We start from the raw sequence: 17548 nt of genomic DNA, 5'->3' as shown, positions 1-17548 counted from the left end.
TAATTTTAAAATAAAAAATTTTTTATACATGATAAAATGCTTAATTGTGGTATAATTTAGAAAAAGTTTTAGTAGAAGTAAATTGATGTTTTTTATAGCAGGAGGGGCATCAGGGTAATATGAAAAAGAAGTCCTTAATCATTTTAATCATTATCTTAACTGCCATAATAACTTTATCTGTTTTTTTCTTTAAAGATATTTTACATAAAAGAACGATATATAATTCTGATATTATTATTCATCAGCTTTCTGAGGAGATGAAAAGCTGGATCGTTGAAAATAATTCCAATTATTATAAGGATTTTTTAGTTGAAACGACACCGGAGGCATGGGTCTTTGAGGGTGATAAGGCAGAAATAGTTTTTAATACAAAAATTATTATGACACTAAAAGCTGAAAAAGTTGACGACTTGCCTACAATAAAAGGTATGTTGAGGTACCTGGATTTAAAAAAGGGAGAGCTTTCTCAGACACAAATAGATAAAGCAGAAATATCTCTTGATAGTTGGCGTAAAGAATTGAAAAATTCCATTGGGAACCAAGAAGTTTTTAATTTTGTGCTTAAAGCAGTTGCTAATATAGATAGCCAGGGGAATATTATCAAAAGTACACTTCAATTCTTTGTAAATACAGTGATAGATGAAGAGCCACATTTTGTGTTAACCCAAATATTGACACCTAAAGCAAGTGAGGAGTGGGAAGAAGAAGGATTTGCGTTAATGGAAGGGATTGTTGAAAATACTGAAAATGTTGTTTCAGAAGATTTTATTCCTTTTCTTGTGTTTAAAACCGCTGCTAATTCGGAAATTAAAGCATATCTCAATTACTGGGATTCACAGGGAGGGAAAATTATTTCAACAGGCAAGGTTGTTTATACAGTTCCGCCTACTCCATACTTAGTACCAGTTGAAAATTGGGCTTTTCCACTGTCCTGGGATGGAGAGAGTTATATAATTTTGCCGGATACCGCAAAGGTTATTATGTCTATATATCAAAGAATGGAAAAGATTGATGTTTCGGTTGGGTCTTCACCGAAACTTTTTGGAAACAATTTGATAATGATTAAATTAACTGAGGAAAACGATGGATATTTCCACTACTTAATAAAAATATGGAATGGCGAGCAATATGTTGAAAAAGAAATGCACTTTACTTCTGTTGTCAAAGGACCGGACGGCACTGAGTATTCGGTTGTAGATTATGGGCATCCGGTTGTTGTTTACAATGATGGCGATAATATAAACGTACTTATTTCTTATTCTCTTCCCGCTAAACCATCGCTACTAGAAATAAAACTTCTTCTTTACACATGGAATATAAATAGTGAAAAAGGTGTCTGGCACAATATTTTTATAGAAGAAGGTGCCGGGCCAACTCCATCCAGCCCCATTGACACAAACTATGTACTGTCAACTGATAATAAGTTTTATTGCCAGGCAGGGTGGAGTGGCTTGCAGCTTGTTGATATTAAAAATTATTTTTGTAAGCTTGAAGAAAGCATTATGAAATTTAAAAAGTATTTATTTCCCTCGGATCCTTACGGAAAAATTCTTGTTCGCGAAACTTTTGTCCTGGGGTTGTACAAAGATATTAAAATTATTGGTATCGAGGACTATATATGTGCAATAAAAAATAATAACATTATAGGCATTCTTGTTAGGACAGAAGACTCCATTCAAGTGATGGCTGCTGATAAAAAAGTAATATCTGAATTTTTGATTAAGGATAGTGCCCGCTTAAAGTTTCCAAATGTTAATGGGAAGGGATAAATTTATATATTTGACGTCTGTATTTTTATTGATATGCAGTGCAATAAAATGTTTTTGAAAGGTAAATATTTTGCTCCGAAAGAAATGGTTTTAACAGATTTTTTGTATCTTGTTTTTTGTGGGAATTTACGATACAAGAAAGTAACTTGTTGCAATAGAATAGTTTGCAAGACGTGCCTACTTTTCGGGCAGGTATTTGAGGGCGGTATACCGACAGAATTAGCTATGTCTCTTATCTTTGCACCATACGTCTTATATTATTCTTTATGGGCTTATAAACAATCTTTTTTGCTTTTAGAAACATGCTCTCTATTCTAAATTTTTTTGTCTGTTTATTTTACCCTGTTTTTTAGCGTTCCTATTTTTTCTATATAACACTGTATTACGTCACCCTTTTTAACCGGTGCAATACCTGATACTGTACCTGTTGAGATGATATCTCCGGGATAAAGGGTTAGGTATTGAGAAATGTAATAAATAAGATAATTAATCTTAAAAATCATATCTCTGGTGTTTCCTTTTTGACGTACTTTTCCATTTACACTGAGCTCAATGTTCAGTTTATGCGGATTTTTAATTTCATCTTTTGTCACAATGTACGGCCCTATTGGCATTGCTGTATCGAAGTTTTTTGATCTGAACCATGGCTGTCCTTTTTTCATATCACTGTATTCTATTTCTCTCTCTGTAATGTCATTTGCAATTGTATAGCCGAATACATATTCCATTGCGTTTTTTATCGGAATATTTTTGCCTGCTTTGCTTATGACTACAGCAAGTTCTATTTCAGGGTCTATTCTTTTTGCATATGCAGGATAGATAACTGGAGCCTCATTTGCTACTACGCAATCGGCAAATTTGCCAAAAAGTATTGGTGCTTCCGGGACACTACTTCCTGTTTCTTTTGCATGTGCAGAGTAGTTTTTGCCAAGACATATGATTTTGCTTTCTCTTGCCGCGGGTGCGCCAAGTTCTGGTTTTTTTACAGAGAAAATTGGAAGAAATTTATTCCCAAATGTTTTTCCCCCTACTTTCATCATTTTTTTAACTTTTTCCCATTTTTGAATTAGCTCAATGATACTCCAGATGGTAGGAAATTCTTCTTTTCCGAGGTTGCTTAGTGTGTCTGATAAAAGTGCAATATCAATGACTTGTTCTTCGTAAATGATTCCTACTTTTTCAATTTTTTCTTCTTTAAATGTACAGATTTTCATTTTGCCTCCTCTTATTTTGTCTATATTTTAAAGTTCTTGTTATAAAAATTAATGAATTAGAAATTGTTTTTTGTAATTCTTGGTTTGATTTTTTGTAAAAATAAATTAATCTATATCAAAAAGGAATATATACAGAGAGAGGTTGTCTTAAATTCTTGTATAACTTCTGTTTTAGGAGAGCAGGAAAAATGTTACACATGGAGGGTTGTAAAAAATGAAAAAGTACATCTTTGTTACAGGTGGAGTAATGTCCTCTCTTGGAAAAGGGATTAGCTCTGCATCTATAGGGAGAATTCTAAAAAGCGAGGGTTACAAGGTTACGATTTTAAAATTTGATCCCTATTTAAATATCGATGCAGGCTCACAAAACCCCTTTCAGCATGGAGAAGTGTTTGTTACTGAAGATGGAGCAGAAACAGATTTAGACCTTGGACATTATGAGAGATTTCTTGATGAGGATCTTTTCCAGGAAAATAATGTAACAAGTGGGCAAGTCTATCAAACTGTCATTCAAAAAGAAAGAAGAGGCGATTACTTAGGTTCAACTGTACAAATTATTCCACATATAACAGCAGAGATCAAGAAAAGAATAAGAATTGTATCTGAGAATTCGAATAAAGAGATAATAATTGTTGAAGTGGGAGGAACAGTTGGAGATATAGAAAGCTTGCCATTTATTGAATCAATAAGAGAATTTAAAATGGAAGAAGGGGAAGGAAATGTTGCTTTTGTCCATCTTACTTATATTCCTTATCTTAAAATGACAGGCGAACTTAAAACAAAACCTACACAGCACAGCGTAGGAGAACTCAGGAAAATAGGTATTCAACCAGATATTATTATTGCAAGAGGCGAAAAGGATATAGGTAAAGAGGAAAAAAAGAAAATTGCACTCTTTACAAATGTACGCGAGGAGAATATCTTTTCTTTAAGCAATGCTGATTTAATTTATAAGGTTCCCTTAATTCTCGAAAGAGAAGGTATAAGTTGTACACTCTCAAGAATTTTACATCTCAGAGAAAGAGAACCAAAACTTTCTGATTGGCAGGAGATGATAAAAAAGGGGATAGCGAGAAAAGGGACAGTGAAGCTTGCTATAGTTGGAAAGTATATAAAATTGCAAGATGCTTATCTTTCGTTGAATGAAGCAATTAGACACAGTTCTTTTGAGGCAGGTGTAAATGTTGATATACAATGGATTGAATCAGAACTTTTAGAAACTTCAACTTCTTCCTTAGAAGGAGTAAATGGCATTCTTGTTCCAGGCGGTTTTGGAAAAAGGGGCATTGAAGGAATGATTATTGCTGCGCAATTTGCTAGAGAAAATAAAATACCATATTTTGGTATTTGTCTGGGTATGCAGGTTGCTGTAATTGAATTTGCAAGAAATGTTTTGAAATGGAAAGATGCTCATAGCGCGGAGTTTATGCCTCGGACGACACATCCTGTGATTGACCTTATGGAAGAACAAAAGGGTATAACGGATAAAGGTGGCACAATGAGACTGGGTGTGTACAAGTGTGATTTTATTAAAAAATCGAATGTGTACAAATTTTATGGCAATAAACCTTATGTGTTTGAGAGGCACAGACATAGATATGAATTAAACAATGGTTATAGGGAACAAATTGAAGATAAGGGATTAAAGATAGTCGGGGAGTATACTGAAAAGCACCTTGGAGAAATTGTCGAGATATGTGAACATCCATTTTTTGTTGGGGTACAATTTCATCCTGAATTTAAATCCCGTCCACTCTCACCCCATCCATTGTTTACAGCTTTTGTCCGCGCTATGAAAAGTACTTAAAAATATTTGCTTGACAACAAGATAATAAAAAATAAAATGCGAAAAGAGAGCGAAGAGTAAGGTCAAATTTTTTAATAAAACGTTGAAGATGGACGCAAACAGTATTTAAACTGGCAATATGCAAGGATAATCTTGAATGATTAGTATATTATAAGGAGAAGGAATATTTATGTCATTAATTCAATTTAATAGAGTGTATTTTCAGTATGATTCATCATCTATACCAGTCTTTAATAATTTGTCTATATCAATAGATACTGTGTGGAAAACAGGTATTGTTGGGAGAAACGGGGAAGGCAAAACTACGCTTCTTAATTTGATAATGGGGAAAATTGTTCCAACAAAAGGGAAAATTAATGTATCGATGAAAACTGAGTATTTTCCTTATGAACCTAAAACAATCTTAAAAACCACATTAGATGTAATAAAAGATAGTATAGCTCCATTTTATCAATGGGAAGAACAAATGAGGCAACTGTTGAACAATAGTAATGCAAGTAATTTAGAAAGATATGGGGAAATACTGGAAAAATACCAAGATGCAGGTGGATACGAAATTGATGCACTAATTGAAAAAGAGATGTATATGATGAAAATGAGTTCAGAATTGTTAAAGCGTGGTTTTAACACTCTGAGTGCGGGAGAAAGAACGCGTGTATTAATTGTCTCATTGTTTTTGAAAAGAGGATATTTTTTATTGATTGATGAACCGACAAACCACCTTGATTTAGAAGGAAGGAAATTATTGGGCGAGTACCTTATTCAAAAGAGCGGGTTTATTCTAGTTTCACACGATAGATATCTTTTAGATATATGCGTAGACCATATTTTATTTATTAATAAAAAAAATGTTTATATTGAAAAAGGTAATTTTTCCTCCTGGAAACATAATAGAGATATTAGAAAAGAGTTTGAAAAACGTAAAAGGAAGAATTTACAAAAAGAAATAAAATCTTTAAAAATTGCCGCGACAAAGAGGAGAAACTGGGCAAATAATAGAGAATCGGACAAAAAAATAAAGACTGACCAAAAAGAAAGGGCTGATAAAGGTTTTGTTGGGCATAGAGCGGCAAAATCCATGAAACGAGCACTAAATATAGAAAAGAGAACAGAATCGAAGATTGAGGAAAGAAAATACCTTCTTAATGATTTTGATAAAGAAAGAAGATTAAAATTAGATGTCAGCGCTGATTTGCCTCAAAACATTTTAAGATTAGATCATATTTTTGTCAGCATAAAGGGCAAAACAATTATTAAAGATTTTTCGCTTGTGATGGGAAGAGAAGATAGGATTGCTATTGTTGGTAAAAATGGGAGTGGTAAGACGACTTTGTTAAATACTGTTTCAGATGGAGTTAAAATTCAGCGAGGGAAAATCTATAAACCCGAGCGTTTAATAATTACAAGAGCTTATCAAAATCCACTATGGAATAATGGGATGTTGCGAGAGCATTTAATTAAATGTGACATAGATGAAACGAGGTTCCGCAATATTTTGGGAAGTCTTGGTGTATCGGGCGAAGTATTTGGCAGACCACTTGAAACATTTAGTGAAGGCGAGAGAAAAAAAGTAGATTTATGTCGTTCGTTTTTAACAGCTTCTGATTTACTTTTGTGGGATGAACCTTTGAATTACATCGATTTAATTACCAGAGAGCAGTTGGAAGATGTTATTTTACAATACAAACCTACTTTATTGTTTGTCGAACATGACAAGCATTTTGTAGATAGAATTGCAACAAAAGTAGTGTATTTATAAAAACAAAGCAGGAAATAGTTAAATACATCTTTGTTTGCTTTTGATAGAAACGAAATCGATTTTGTGGGCATTCTTTATTTTTGCTATTCATAAAATAAAAAATGCACTATAATATTTGAAGAGAAAAAAAGTATTAGAGGATGAAAGTATGAAAAAAACACTTCTTATCGTGGATATGCTGAATGATTTTGTGGAGGATGGAGGGGAGCTCAAGGTAGAAGGCGCAAAAGAAATTGTTCCCTTCATTAATGATTTACGTATGGAGTTTGAGAAAAATGGTTTTCCTGTCATATATATTTGTGATTCACATTTAGAAAATGATCCGGAATTTGAATTGTGGCCTCCTCATTGTGTTGAAGGCACAAAAGGTGCGGAAATTGTTGGTGAACTAAAGCCTGACGCTGATGATTATGTGATTAAAAAGAAGAGTTATTCAGGTTTTTATGGCACTACTCTTCATACTTTATTAAAAATACTTGAAGTAGATACTCTTTATGTTACGGGGGTAGCGATGAATATATGTGTTCATTATACGGTAGCGGATGGAGTGATGCGCGGATATAAAATTGTTGTCCCAATTAAATGCGTAGCAGGGCTTACAAAAGAAGATGAAGAGTATATGAAAAAGCAGCTTAGAGATGTTTTTAAAATAAAGCTTGTATAAGGAGGTATTTATGAAAAGCAAAGAAGGGATTTTGAAGATGATTAAAAAGGCAGGCAAGAATGGCGTGAGTGTTTTTACACTTGCTGAAACAAAGAGTACGAGAAATGCAAATTATATTTTGACAAAACAATTTTTGGAAGATCTTCTAAACGAGGGGAAAGTTGAGAAAAATAGTAGCGGCAAATTTATTATTTCTGGCATCACAAAGAATAGAAGAGCATCCGATTATATGACACGGGACGAATTAGAAAAGATCACGAAGAAGATTTATCAGGGTATTGTAGATTTGAATGAAAAAGTAGACAGGGTTTTTGAATACATAGATGAAGTGTTTCTTAATATGCGAATGGCGAGATCTAGCAGTTTTCCTACAGAGAAAGATATGCTTATTGCATATGACAATGTCAATATGAATGAAGGTATGGATGATTTTGTCCCGGTATCTATCTTAAAAAAGGAATTAAAAAAAATGGGATTTTTATTTACAAATAAAGATTTAGATGCAAAGCTTTCAGAAATGAATAAAAGAAAAATTATACGTCTTCGTGTAGCAAGTAGTTCCAAAAAAGGAAAAAACAAGAAAAAAGAAATTGGCACTGGGAAAAAAGGCAAATTGCCATACATAACGTGGCTTAAACGGGATTGACTTTTTACACTAACTCATCAAAACAAAATAAGCTTAATGACCGATTTTTTAGCTCTCAAAGGACTATTACTATTTTGTTGCAATTTAACAAAGTTTTTATAATATAATTATATGAATGAATATGTGATACACTCCTGGCAGGAGGCTATGGAAGTTTTATACAACCAATCAAGGACGCTTAAGAGTATCGGGCGTTTTCGGTCGGATTATGTGTATAGGGGTCTTTCAGACAAAGAGTATGCTTTAGATACAGTGCTTATGAGATTAGGCGGGAGATATTGGCAGTTAGAGGCCCATCTTATAAAGAATTTTATCAAATATAGCGGGATAGATTCTTCTAAACATTCTATTTTGACATGGTTTTCTGTTGCAAGGCATCATGGTCTTCCCACGCGTCTTTTAGATTGGACATATTCACCGCTTGTTGCAATGCATTTTGCAACTCAGGAGATTGATAAGTATAATAGAGATGGCATAATTTGGTGTGTTGATTATATAAAGATGCATGAATTACTTCCAGCCCGATTCAAAAAACTACTCAAAGAAGAAAATGCAGACATTTTTACTACGGAGATGCTTCAGAAAATCTATCCTGCAATAGGAGATTTATTAAAAGCTGATAAGAGTTTTGCTTTGTTTTTTGAACCTCCGTCAATGGACCAGCGTATTATTAACCAGTTTGCGCTGCATTCAATTACCGCTTCTGCAAAATTACGTATGAGAGATGTAATTAACAAACATCCGGAGATTTATAAAAAAATAATCATACCTAAAGAAATAAAATGGGAAATAAGGGATAAGCTTGATCAGTCAAATGTTCAAGAAAGAGTACTGTTTCCCGGGCTTGACGGCCTCAGCATGTGGCTTACCCGTTATTATCAGTCTAAAAATCGCCCGTTAGAGAAATAACACTTTTAACTATTTTGTTAAAAATTTAGGTGTATTGTGATTAAATGTATAATTTATAAGCAATTATTGCAAGAACGGATTAAACATTTTTTCTTCTCTAATTGTACTGTTTTCCGTATGCCCGGGGAGAATAATAAAATCATCAGGGAGTATCAAAATTTTTTCTTTAATTGAATTAATCATTTCATTAAAAGCATTTTTATATTCTCTTGCTATACCTACTGTTCCTGCGAATAGCGTATCTCCTGTGAATATAAATCCATTTTCTACAAGTGAGATACTTCCTTTGGTATGTCCCGGGGTATGTTCTATCGTAAGAGAACAATCACCAAAATTAATTGTTTTTTTGTCTTTTACTTCTCTATCGCAATCAGGCGAAGTAATATTCAAACCAAATTGCTTTGAACCATTTTTTTTGGAAGAGGTAAGTTTTTCCCTGTCCTCTTTATGTATTAATATCTTTGCGTCAGGAAAAGATTTTTTTAAAATATTGTTTCCACCGATGTGGTCAAAGTGCCCGTGCGTGTCGATAATAAAACAAAGCTTTCCACTAAGGGACTTTATGAAATCTACGAGCTCGTTTTTTTCTCCTTCTTTTAAGGGACTCGGGTCTATCACAATAATATCATTGTTGCTTTTTACTACGTAACAATTTGTTTCAAGTGGCCCAAATGTAAATTTGTTGATAACCGTTTTGTTAATTTCTAATTTTTTATCTAGCATAGTATAATTATACTGAAAAATAAAAAATTGTTATAAGGAGGTTTTAAAATTCCGTGGCAAATATTTATTACCTCTCCAAATTAGGGGTATTTGGTATTTATATATCTCTTACAGTAGGGCTTTCAGTAATTGTAACAGTTGGGTTCATTCTTACCCAGACGCCCGTTATAAGAGTTCTATTCAATCTGGAAGATTCTTTGCGAAAGCAAATTATATTGGGTGTTTTCTTTGGCGGTGTTTCTATTTTAGGGACTTATCTTGGGACTGATGTAAATGGCGCAATAGCGAATATAAGAGATATAGGTGCTATAAGTGGAGGCCTTTTCGGAGGGCCATTTGTTGGCCTTATTGCAGGCCTTATAGGAGGCGTACATAGATTTTCTTTAGGTGGATTTACTGCTGCTCCTTGTGCTCTTGCAACAATATTAAACGGTACAATAGCAGGCGTTTTGTATACAACAAAGCGAGGTAAGGTTTTTTCCATTCTTCCTGGTGTTGTATTTACAGCAATTGCAGAAGTATGTCATATGGGGCTTGTTCTTCTTATGTCAAGACCTTTCCCGGAGGCATTTTCGTTAGTAAAGATAATATCCGGACCAATGGTTTTATCTAATCCCTTTGGTGTTGCTTTGTTTCTTCTTGCAATCCAAGTTTCGATGAGAGAAAGGGAAAAAGTTAGTGCAATTACAGCAGAAAAAGTGCTTAAAATAGCAGAAAAAACGCTTCCCATTCTAAGTAGGGGTTTGTCTGAAGATACTGCAGGTGTAGCTGTGCACATTATTCTTAAGAATACAAACCTTGACGCTGTTGCGATTACCAATACGGATAAAATACTTGCTTTTTCTGGCGCAGGAGAAGATCATCATAAAGTAGGCTTTCCGTTTAGGACGTCTTCAACAATGGAAGCGATTAAAACTGGCAAAACAATACTTTTAAAGAATGAAAAAGAAGTTGGATGCAATTTTAAAAATTGTCCTATTTCTTCAGGTATTGTTGTACCACTGAAAACGACTGACGGAGAAGTTTTTGGTACTTTGAAATTATATAGAGTTGAAAGGAATGCAGTAACCTTATTGGACGAAGAACTTGCTAAAGGACTGGCTGCAATCCTGGTCACACAGATTGAACTTAACGAGATAGAAAAAGAGAAAGAATTAAAAACGCGCTCGCAGTTGAAATCTTTACAGGCACGTATAAACCCGCACTTTTTATTTAATACTTTAAATACGATTGGATATATTGTCAGAAATGATCCTGAAAAGGGAAGAAAACTTATATATCACTTAAGCTTTATTTTGAGAGAGACACTTGATAGAAAATCAAATTTTGTAGAATTGTCTGATGAAATACGGCTTGTGCGTTCATATCTAAAAATTGAAAAAGAACGCTTTGGGGATAAACTTGCTACCGAGTTTAATATAACCCCAGAGGCACTCAAAATAAAAATTCCTTCTCTTATCGTGCAGCCGATTGTAGAAAATGCCGTGAAACATGGTTTTTCCTCTTTTGTGAAAAAACTCAAGATTACTGTATCTGCTTATATGAGGCTCAATATGTTATACATTGTTATTGAAGATACAGGCAAGGGAATTTCAAAGGATAAAATCAATGAAATAATCCAGTATGGAGCCGATGAATCAATTGGAATAAGAAATGTTATTGATCGGATGAAAAATCTCTACGGAAACAATTATCAGTTCAAAATTAGAAGTTCTCCTGGTAAAGGCACAAAGGTTGTTATTGGTATACCAGTGGAAGGAGTGAAAAAATGGTTATTCGAACAATTGTCGTTGACGACGAAAAGCCCGCAAGGGAAGAAATAAAAATTCTTTTAGGGCACTTCAAAGATTTTGAGGTTGTTGACGAGTGTGATAATGCGTTTAATGCACTCAATGCAATATTATCGAAAGTTCCCGATGTTGTATTTTTTGATATTGATATGCCAGGATTTAACGGCATACAGCTTGCAGAGACACTTCAAAATGTGAAAGATGCTCCTCTTCTTGTTTTTATTACAGCTTATTCTGGTTATGCAGTAAAAGCATTTGAACTAAATGCGCTTGATTACATCGTAAAACCAATCAAAGAAAAACGGTTTGTTTGTATGATAAATAGAATAAGGAATAAGATGAAAGATAAGAAAAAACCTTCTTTAGATTTTATTATTGGGGAAATAAAAAATGAGCTTTTTCTTTTGAAACCTCAGGATATTCTTTATCTTTATTCGAAAAAAGAAAAGATTTTTGCAAAGACAGATGAACATGATATGCGTTGCAAGAGTCTTACACTTCAATTGGCAGAAGATAAACTTAAAAAAGATGATTTTTTTAGAGCGCATAAGGGTTATTTAATTAATATGAATAAGGTTAAGAAAATTATTCCATGGTTTAAAGGTAAATACCTTATCGAAATGGATAACGGTGATAGAATTCCTCTATCATCTCACAGGGAAAAGGAATTTCGAGAAAAAATTTTCCGCAGTTAACTTCGATTTTTTCGCTCTTATGTATCATTTTTCTGCGCTTATGGCAAAATTATTGACTTTTGCTTTTGTCGTAGGTAAAATTATAAAATAGGAAGTATAATGGCTATTTTTGTTATAAAAAGGAGGTGATAAGGTAGTAAAGATTAGTTGAACGTCAGTAAGATGATGCTGGCATTTTTGGTGTAAATGGCAAGCATATTGAGAAGTAAGTAGCAAAATGTGGTTGTTGTTTTACAAGTTACAAAGAGAATTTTTGAAATGCTTAATCAAAAAGGAGGGTAATTTATGGCTTATGTATTGTTTGTTATCGCTATAATCTGGTTTTTACTTATGTATAAAGGTTATGGTGGTTTTATTGCAAAAGTCTTTAAACTGAACGACAAGAATCCCACACCTGCTCATACAATGGAAGACGGTGTGGATTATGTGCCGACAAACAGATGGGTTCTCTGGGGACACCATTATACTTCTATTGCAGGAACAGGCCCTATTGTTGGTCCTGCAATCGCAGTTATCTGGGGTTGGTTACCAGCGTTGCTTTGGATTACATTAGGAACGGTTTTTGCAGGTGCAGTTCATGATTTCTCGGCATTAGTTATATCGATGAGAAATGAAGGCCATTCAATTGGTGAAATTACAGGTAAAATTATTGGGCCTCGTGCAAAAGTACTATTCTTTTTTGTCATCTTCTTTGAATTGTGGATTGTTATTGCAATTTTTGCACTAATTATGGGACTTCTCTTCAATATGTATCCCTCTGCAGTGTTTCCTATATGGATGCAAATTCCTATTTCAGTAATGCTTTCATACATGGTATTTAAAAAAGGAAAGAACTTACATACCTGGTCTTGGTTGGCACTAGCTTTGATGTATATTACTATTGCAATAGGCGTACTTATCCCAATAACGATACCCGGTGCCCATGCTTTACAGATCTGGATTGTTATTATGATGATTTATATTTATTTTGCTTCTACTCTTCCAGTGCAAACACTACTTCAGCCGAGAGATTATATTAACTCACACGAGTTGCTTGTAGCAATGGGCCTTGTTACACTTGGTGGACTTATTGCACTGTTCCGCGCACCGACGCATCTTTCGTTTGTTGCACCTGTGATAAACTTACATCCGGAAGGTGCTCCACCAATGTGGCCCCTCCTATTTGTAACAATTGCTTGTGGTGCAATTTCAGGCTTTCACTCGCTTGTTGGCTCCGGAACATCTTCTAAACAGATAGATAAGGAAACAGATTCACAACTGGTAGGATATGGCGGAATGATCGCTGAAGGAATGCTTGCTATGATTGTTTTATTGGCAGTAGCAGCAGGTTTAGGTGCAAGACATGCGAATGTTTCTGAAGGTGTGGCTGCATGGGGTAAACACTATGCTACTTGGGCTGCAGCAGCAGGACTTGGTGCAAAGATAGGCGCTTTTGTTGAAGGTTCTGTTAATATGATGTCATATGTATTTGGGCAGAGTAAATATATGGTTGGACTTATGACAACCATTATGGGCGTATTTGTTGTAAGTTTTGCAGGCACTTCACTTGATACTGCAACACGTGCACAGAGGTACGTATTCCAGGAATGGGGCAAAGGCCTCAAATGGAATTGGATGAAGAATAAATGGATTGCCACGTTCTTAGCAGTTTTCACTGCATATCTTCTTACTCTTGCATCACCGGGTGGAAAAGGTGCATTGGTACTCTGGCCTTTGTTCGGCACAGTGAACCAGCTGCTTGCAGGGCTTGTGCTACTTGCTGCAACAGTATATCTTATAAGAAAGAAATTACCTTCTGTTGTCACTGCTATCCCGATGGTCTTTATGGTTATTATGACTGCCTGGGCAATGGTGTTGAATATTAAAAGCTTTACAGCATCGCATAATACTTTGTTGCTTGTTATCGGCGTTATAGTATTTATCTTGATGGTATGGCTTGTTATTGAGGCAATTATTGCTATAAGCATCGCACATACAAGTAAGGAAGAAAAAGAGGCAAAAGAAGAAATCGGATAATCCCTATTTTGATTGTAATGCGTAAAGGCTCGCCGTACGGCGAGCCTTTTTGTTCTCCGATATCTTATTTAGTTTTCTACAAAACAATAAATTTTAAAAATTTTAACATATATCCTTTGAAAATCTTCTTTCTCCAAACTCGTTTAGATCAAATACTTCCACTTTATCCTTTTCTTTTAGTTTAGCAATTTCTTTTTTGAAGTTCGTTGTTTTAATTTCCTTAAATCCGGCTTTTTCTATAAGTTCTTGAACAGTAGGATGGAGTGGTTTGGTATGCAGAAAGTATATCTCTGCATATCTTTCCTTTTCCTCTTCTGTGTATTTGACTACGCTTCTTACATCTACTCTTCCTATTTGCCTTCTAAAACCTATAAAAATCATACAACCACCTCCTATAATTATTATAATTATATTTATTATTTTTTTCAAAATTTATTATTCACTTAAGTAGTGCTTACGCAAAATGGCACTAATAGTTTTTTCTTTGTTGTGGGGTAGCAAGATGTAATTTACTATAATCGTTTTGAGAATTACTATGAAATTACAATAGGAAAATTCCTGTAGCACCCATTATCAATAAAAGAAGAGATGCATTTAGTCTAAACTTAATAAGCACAATAAAAGCAATTATCGAAAAGACATATGGAAGCATGTTGTTATGGAAGCCGCGACTTGCAATAATATATGCTGTACTTATCAAAAGAGCTATTATTACGGGTTTTATGCCTGCCATAAAAGCACGATACACAGGATGTGTTTGCAATTTTTTCATTGCTGTTGCAATAAGCAGAATAAGTATAAACGAAGGAGAAGCAACGCCTGCTGTGCTGATAATGGCGCCTAACACCCCGTGGACTCTGTATCCTATAAACGTTGCAATGTTGATCGATATAGGGCCTGGAGTAATTTCTGCAACGGAAACAAAATTCAAAAAATCTTTTATTGTAATCCAGTGAAGATTTGTTACAAGTTCTCTTTGCAGGATGGGAATCATTGCTTGTCCTCCACCAAATGTAAATGCGCCAATTTTAAAGAATTCCAGATATACTTTAAGAAGAAACATTTTTAAATTCCCTTGTTTTAAATAAAATCCCTAAGCCACCACCTACAAGGATTACATATATTGGATTCAATTTTATTATAAAAATTTCTACTAAGGAGAGAGTAAGTATTGATAGGTTAAAAAAATCTATCTTTATTTTTTTTGTGATATCAATTGTGACGTATACAATTTCCGCTACAATTCCTGTTAAAATTCCTGAAAAGAATTTAAGTACAGTGGTGTTACTAGTTATTCCTGTAAAATATATTGAAAGGAGCAGAATAATTATAAGAGAAGGGAGAATCACTCCCAGGGTTGCTATTATTGAGCCCAATATACCCAACTCCTTATATCCGATAAATGTTGCCATATTAATTGCTATAGGGCCCGGGGTTATCTGCGATACTGCGAGCACTTCAATAAAATCATCTTCGCTGATATATCTGTTTTTTGCTGCAAGTTTTTGTTTCATAATGGGTATCATTGCATAGCCGCCACCGAGTGTAAACAGACCAATGTAAAAAAAGATGCCAAACAGTTTTAATGCATTTATTTTTTTGTTCATCTTTTTATTCTATAGAAATAAGCGATAAAAACAATATAAACTACATTTTGACGCCAGAGAGATAATAAAATTTAGTTTTTGTAAAAATTAAAAAAATTTTATAAATTATAATAAATGTTGACAGATACTGGGCATTTTAGATGAATTTGTGGTTTTATAGGTTTTTTGTCCCTTGACAAGCTCAAAAATATTATGTATACTAATTTTACAATATTTATTGGGGGAAGACTTTGACGTTTAGGTGAGAATTATTGGTTGCCTTAACCTAAGCTGAGTCAATGGCAAAACCGGTCCTCCTTTTTTTGCAAAAAAAGGAGGAACATATGAAAACAAAGAAAGGGTGGTTATTTACTCTATCACTTTTTTTATTAGTTTTTTTACTTGTCTTTAACCTTGGTTTTGTAGGGTTATCAAGAATTTATGCAGTTAGTGCTACTACTACGTTAGAGCTCACAAAAGGTTCCTGGGACATAATAGGACTTGACAGCAACAAAGTTGCCGATGGACCAAATCAATTTCTCATACAGGTTCATATAGCAAATACAGGTGGTGAAACAGCTACTAATGTTGCTGCGCAATTAATCTTGGGTAGTGGTAGTGCATTCATAACTTCAACCGATCTAGGTCCAAAGACTATTAATACAATTGATGTAGGCTCGGCAATAGATGTTTTCTTTCTTGTTGATGTACAAAGAACTGATTTAGCTTACTATACAACCAAAGATTATACTGTAACAGTTTCAGGAACAAATGTTAGTTCAGCAACCATATCTGGCACACTTATTGTTAAAAAGCTCATCTCTCAGAATAGAAATTCAGTTGACTCGATAACTCCTTCCACCCCTTTACCAAAAATAGACCAAATATTTACTGTAACCGTTATATCAACCACGTCCACTTTCAATTATCCGCATATAGAAGTGCCAATAGTCGGATATGACCCAACAATAGTACAACCCATAGGAGTTTCAACCACGTATGATAGTTCTTCTTCTAATGACTTACTTTTGCACAACGCAGGTGGCAACCCTATGACATCTACCTGGACATTTAAAGCTATTGCTTTAGGAAGTACTTCATTGGGTTCATTTATATATGATCAAACTAAAGATTCGGGAGAGAACTTTCATTACAATGATTATACTACTGGGCCAACTATAGTTGTGGAGGGCTATTCCATCTCCGGTATGAAGTTTAACGACATTGATAACAATGGAGTAAAAGATACAGGCGAACCTGGACTTTCCGGTTGGACGATAAATCTTAAGGATTCGACTGGAGCAATAATAAAGACCGAAATAACGGATGGCAATGGAAACTATTCATTTACAGATCTTCTTCCCGGTACATACAACGTTTCTGAAGTTGCTCAACCCGGATGGACTCAGACGTATCCTGCATCTGGATACTACGATGTTACAATATCTGACGCAGATGCAACTGATATAAACTTTGGCAATACAATCACAACAGATGCAGATATATATGTATACAAAATCTGCCATGATATTACACCGGGAGACATAGGTGTCCTTGCATACACAATTACTGTTGGAAATTATGGGCCTTCAGATGCATTGAATTTTGTCCTCACAGATACGCTTCCTGCAGGCCTTTCAAATGCAACATATGCAGTTGATGGTGGAAGTCAAGTATCATGGACTGGTTCACACAGCTTTGGCACAATAGCAAGTGGCGTATCACATATAGTAACAATCTATGCTGATGTATCTTCATCCCTTACAACGATAGATCCCAACACAGCTATTGTTACATCAGATACTCCAGATGCACAGGTAGCGAACAACTCAGATACATGTACCAATACAATCACAACAGATGCAGATATATATGTATACAAAATCTGCCATGATATTACACCGGGAGACATAGGTGTCCTTGCATACACAATTACTGTTGGAAATTATGGGCCTTCAGATGCATTGAAT

At 34.6% G+C, this 17548-nt stretch carries 15 protein-coding genes; 10 read left to right on the top strand and 5 right to left on the bottom strand.

All coding sequences use genetic code 11. From position 1 onward, the window contains the following. The first annotated feature begins 119 nt into the window (after nt 1-119). Nucleotides 120-1769, top strand: coding sequence for a hypothetical protein (locus U9Q18_04800; protein ID MEA3313676.1), 1650 nt, complete (start codon nt 120-122; stop codon nt 1767-1769). A 332-nt stretch (nt 1770-2101) separates the two neighbouring features. On the opposite strand, the gene U9Q18_04795 is transcribed toward U9Q18_04800, so the two are convergent. Continuing rightward, entirely contained in the window at nt 2102-2983 is an 882-nt protein-coding gene (locus tag U9Q18_04795; protein ID MEA3313675.1) for a fumarylacetoacetate hydrolase family protein, read from the bottom strand. 214 nt (nt 2984-3197) lie between these two features. Between U9Q18_04795 and U9Q18_04790 the strand changes: the two genes are divergently transcribed. The 5 genes from U9Q18_04790 to U9Q18_04770 all read left to right on the top strand — a co-directional run bounded on the left by U9Q18_04790 (nt 3198) and on the right by U9Q18_04770 (nt 8768). After that, on the top strand, nt 3198-4790 hold the full coding sequence (locus U9Q18_04790; protein MEA3313674.1) for a CTP synthase: 1593 nt from the start codon (nt 3198-3200) through the stop codon (nt 4788-4790). A gap of 169 nt (nt 4791-4959) precedes the next feature. Further along, on the top strand, nt 4960-6549 hold the full coding sequence (locus U9Q18_04785; protein MEA3313673.1) for an ABC-F family ATP-binding cassette domain-containing protein: 1590 nt from the start codon (nt 4960-4962) through the stop codon (nt 6547-6549). A 148-nt stretch (nt 6550-6697) separates the two neighbouring features. Continuing rightward, the gene (locus tag U9Q18_04780; GenBank protein ID MEA3313672.1) at nt 6698-7213 is read left to right on the top strand and encodes an isochorismatase family cysteine hydrolase; all 516 of its coding nucleotides are present in this window, start codon (nt 6698-6700) and stop codon (nt 7211-7213) included. A 10-nt stretch (nt 7214-7223) separates the two neighbouring features. Further along, complete coding sequence (locus U9Q18_04775) at nt 7224-7859, top strand: hypothetical protein (GenBank protein MEA3313671.1); 636 nt, start codon at nt 7224-7226, stop codon at nt 7857-7859. A gap of 147 nt (nt 7860-8006) precedes the next feature. Then, a complete protein-coding gene (locus U9Q18_04770) occupies nt 8007-8768 on the top strand; it encodes an FRG domain-containing protein (GenBank protein ID MEA3313670.1) in 762 nt (253 codons plus the stop codon). Nucleotides 8769-8831: 63 nt separating this feature from the next. Here U9Q18_04770 and U9Q18_04765 read toward each other — a convergent pair whose 3' ends face one another. Next, nucleotides 8832-9491 (bottom strand): MBL fold metallo-hydrolase, encoded by a 660-nt coding sequence (locus U9Q18_04765; protein MEA3313669.1) that lies wholly within the window; start codon nt 9489-9491, stop codon nt 8832-8834. A 53-nt stretch (nt 9492-9544) separates the two neighbouring features. On the opposite strand from U9Q18_04765, the gene U9Q18_04760 reads away from it, so the two are divergent. The 3 genes from U9Q18_04760 (at nt 9545) to U9Q18_04750 (ending at nt 13992) form a co-directional block, all read left to right on the top strand. Then, nucleotides 9545-11314, top strand: coding sequence for a LytS/YhcK type 5TM receptor domain-containing protein (locus U9Q18_04760; GenBank protein ID MEA3313668.1), 1770 nt, complete (start codon nt 9545-9547; stop codon nt 11312-11314). Next, a complete protein-coding gene (locus tag U9Q18_04755) occupies nt 11260-11976 on the top strand; it encodes a LytTR family DNA-binding domain-containing protein (protein MEA3313667.1) in 717 nt (238 codons plus the stop codon). The genes U9Q18_04760 and U9Q18_04755 overlap by 55 nt, the downstream gene beginning before the upstream one ends. 285 nt (nt 11977-12261) lie before the next feature. Beyond that, entirely contained in the window at nt 12262-13992 is a 1731-nt protein-coding gene (locus U9Q18_04750; GenBank protein MEA3313666.1) for a carbon starvation protein A, read from the top strand. Between the two features lie 102 nt (nt 13993-14094). Here the strand turns inward: U9Q18_04750 and U9Q18_04745 are convergent, their stop codons facing one another. The 3 genes from U9Q18_04745 to U9Q18_04735 form a co-directional block, all read right to left on the bottom strand. After that, a complete protein-coding gene (locus tag U9Q18_04745) occupies nt 14095-14373 on the bottom strand; it encodes a hypothetical protein (GenBank protein MEA3313665.1) in 279 nt (92 codons plus the stop codon). A gap of 160 nt (nt 14374-14533) precedes the next feature. Further along, nucleotides 14534-15055 carry a chromate transporter gene (locus tag U9Q18_04740; GenBank protein ID MEA3313664.1) on the bottom strand — a complete coding sequence of 174 codons (522 nt, stop codon included), beginning with the start codon at nt 15053-15055 and terminating at the stop codon, nt 14534-14536. Then, entirely contained in the window at nt 15042-15599 is a 558-nt protein-coding gene (locus U9Q18_04735) for a chromate transporter (GenBank protein ID MEA3313663.1), read from the bottom strand. The genes U9Q18_04740 and U9Q18_04735 overlap by 14 nt, the downstream gene beginning before the upstream one ends. A 323-nt stretch (nt 15600-15922) precedes the next feature. On the opposite strand from U9Q18_04735, the gene U9Q18_04730 reads away from it, so the two are divergent. Beyond that, a partial coding sequence (locus tag U9Q18_04730; protein ID MEA3313662.1) for an SdrD B-like domain-containing protein occupies nt 15923-17548 on the top strand: 1626 nt, incomplete at its 3' end.

The organism is Caldisericota bacterium, from assembly GCA_034717215.1.
In the GTDB taxonomy this organism is placed as follows: Bacteria; Caldisericota; Caldisericia; order Caldisericales; family Caldisericaceae; genus UBA646.
Note: the sequence above shows the minus strand (reverse complement) of the source record. Positions and strands in the feature narration are given on the sequence as shown.

Bases quoted from the DNA above. Each gene is read 5' to 3' on its own strand.
- U9Q18_04800 (MEA3313676.1), top strand. From the start codon at position 120: ATGAAAAAGAAGTCCTTAATCATTTTAATCATTATCTTAACTGCCATA.
- U9Q18_04795 (MEA3313675.1), bottom strand. From the start codon at position 2,983: ATGAAAATCTGTACATTTAAAGAAGAAAAAATTGAAAAAGTAGGAATC.
- U9Q18_04790 (MEA3313674.1), top strand. From the start codon at position 3,198: ATGAAAAAGTACATCTTTGTTACAGGTGGAGTAATGTCCTCTCTTGGA.
- U9Q18_04785 (MEA3313673.1), top strand. From the start codon at position 4,960: ATGTCATTAATTCAATTTAATAGAGTGTATTTTCAGTATGATTCATCA.
- U9Q18_04780 (MEA3313672.1), top strand. From the start codon at position 6,698: ATGAAAAAAACACTTCTTATCGTGGATATGCTGAATGATTTTGTGGAG.
- U9Q18_04775 (MEA3313671.1), top strand. From the start codon at position 7,224: ATGAAAAGCAAAGAAGGGATTTTGAAGATGATTAAAAAGGCAGGCAAG.
- U9Q18_04770 (MEA3313670.1), top strand. From the start codon at position 8,007: ATGGAAGTTTTATACAACCAATCAAGGACGCTTAAGAGTATCGGGCGT.
- U9Q18_04765 (MEA3313669.1), bottom strand. From the start codon at position 9,491: ATGCTAGATAAAAAATTAGAAATTAACAAAACGGTTATCAACAAATTT.
- U9Q18_04755 (MEA3313667.1), top strand. From the start codon at position 11,260: ATGGTTATTCGAACAATTGTCGTTGACGACGAAAAGCCCGCAAGGGAA.
- U9Q18_04750 (MEA3313666.1), top strand. From the start codon at position 12,262: ATGGCTTATGTATTGTTTGTTATCGCTATAATCTGGTTTTTACTTATG.
- U9Q18_04745 (MEA3313665.1), bottom strand. From the start codon at position 14,373: ATGATTTTTATAGGTTTTAGAAGGCAAATAGGAAGAGTAGATGTAAGA.
- U9Q18_04740 (MEA3313664.1), bottom strand. From the start codon at position 15,055: ATGTTTCTTCTTAAAGTATATCTGGAATTCTTTAAAATTGGCGCATTT.
- U9Q18_04735 (MEA3313663.1), bottom strand. From the start codon at position 15,599: ATGAACAAAAAAATAAATGCATTAAAACTGTTTGGCATCTTTTTTTAC.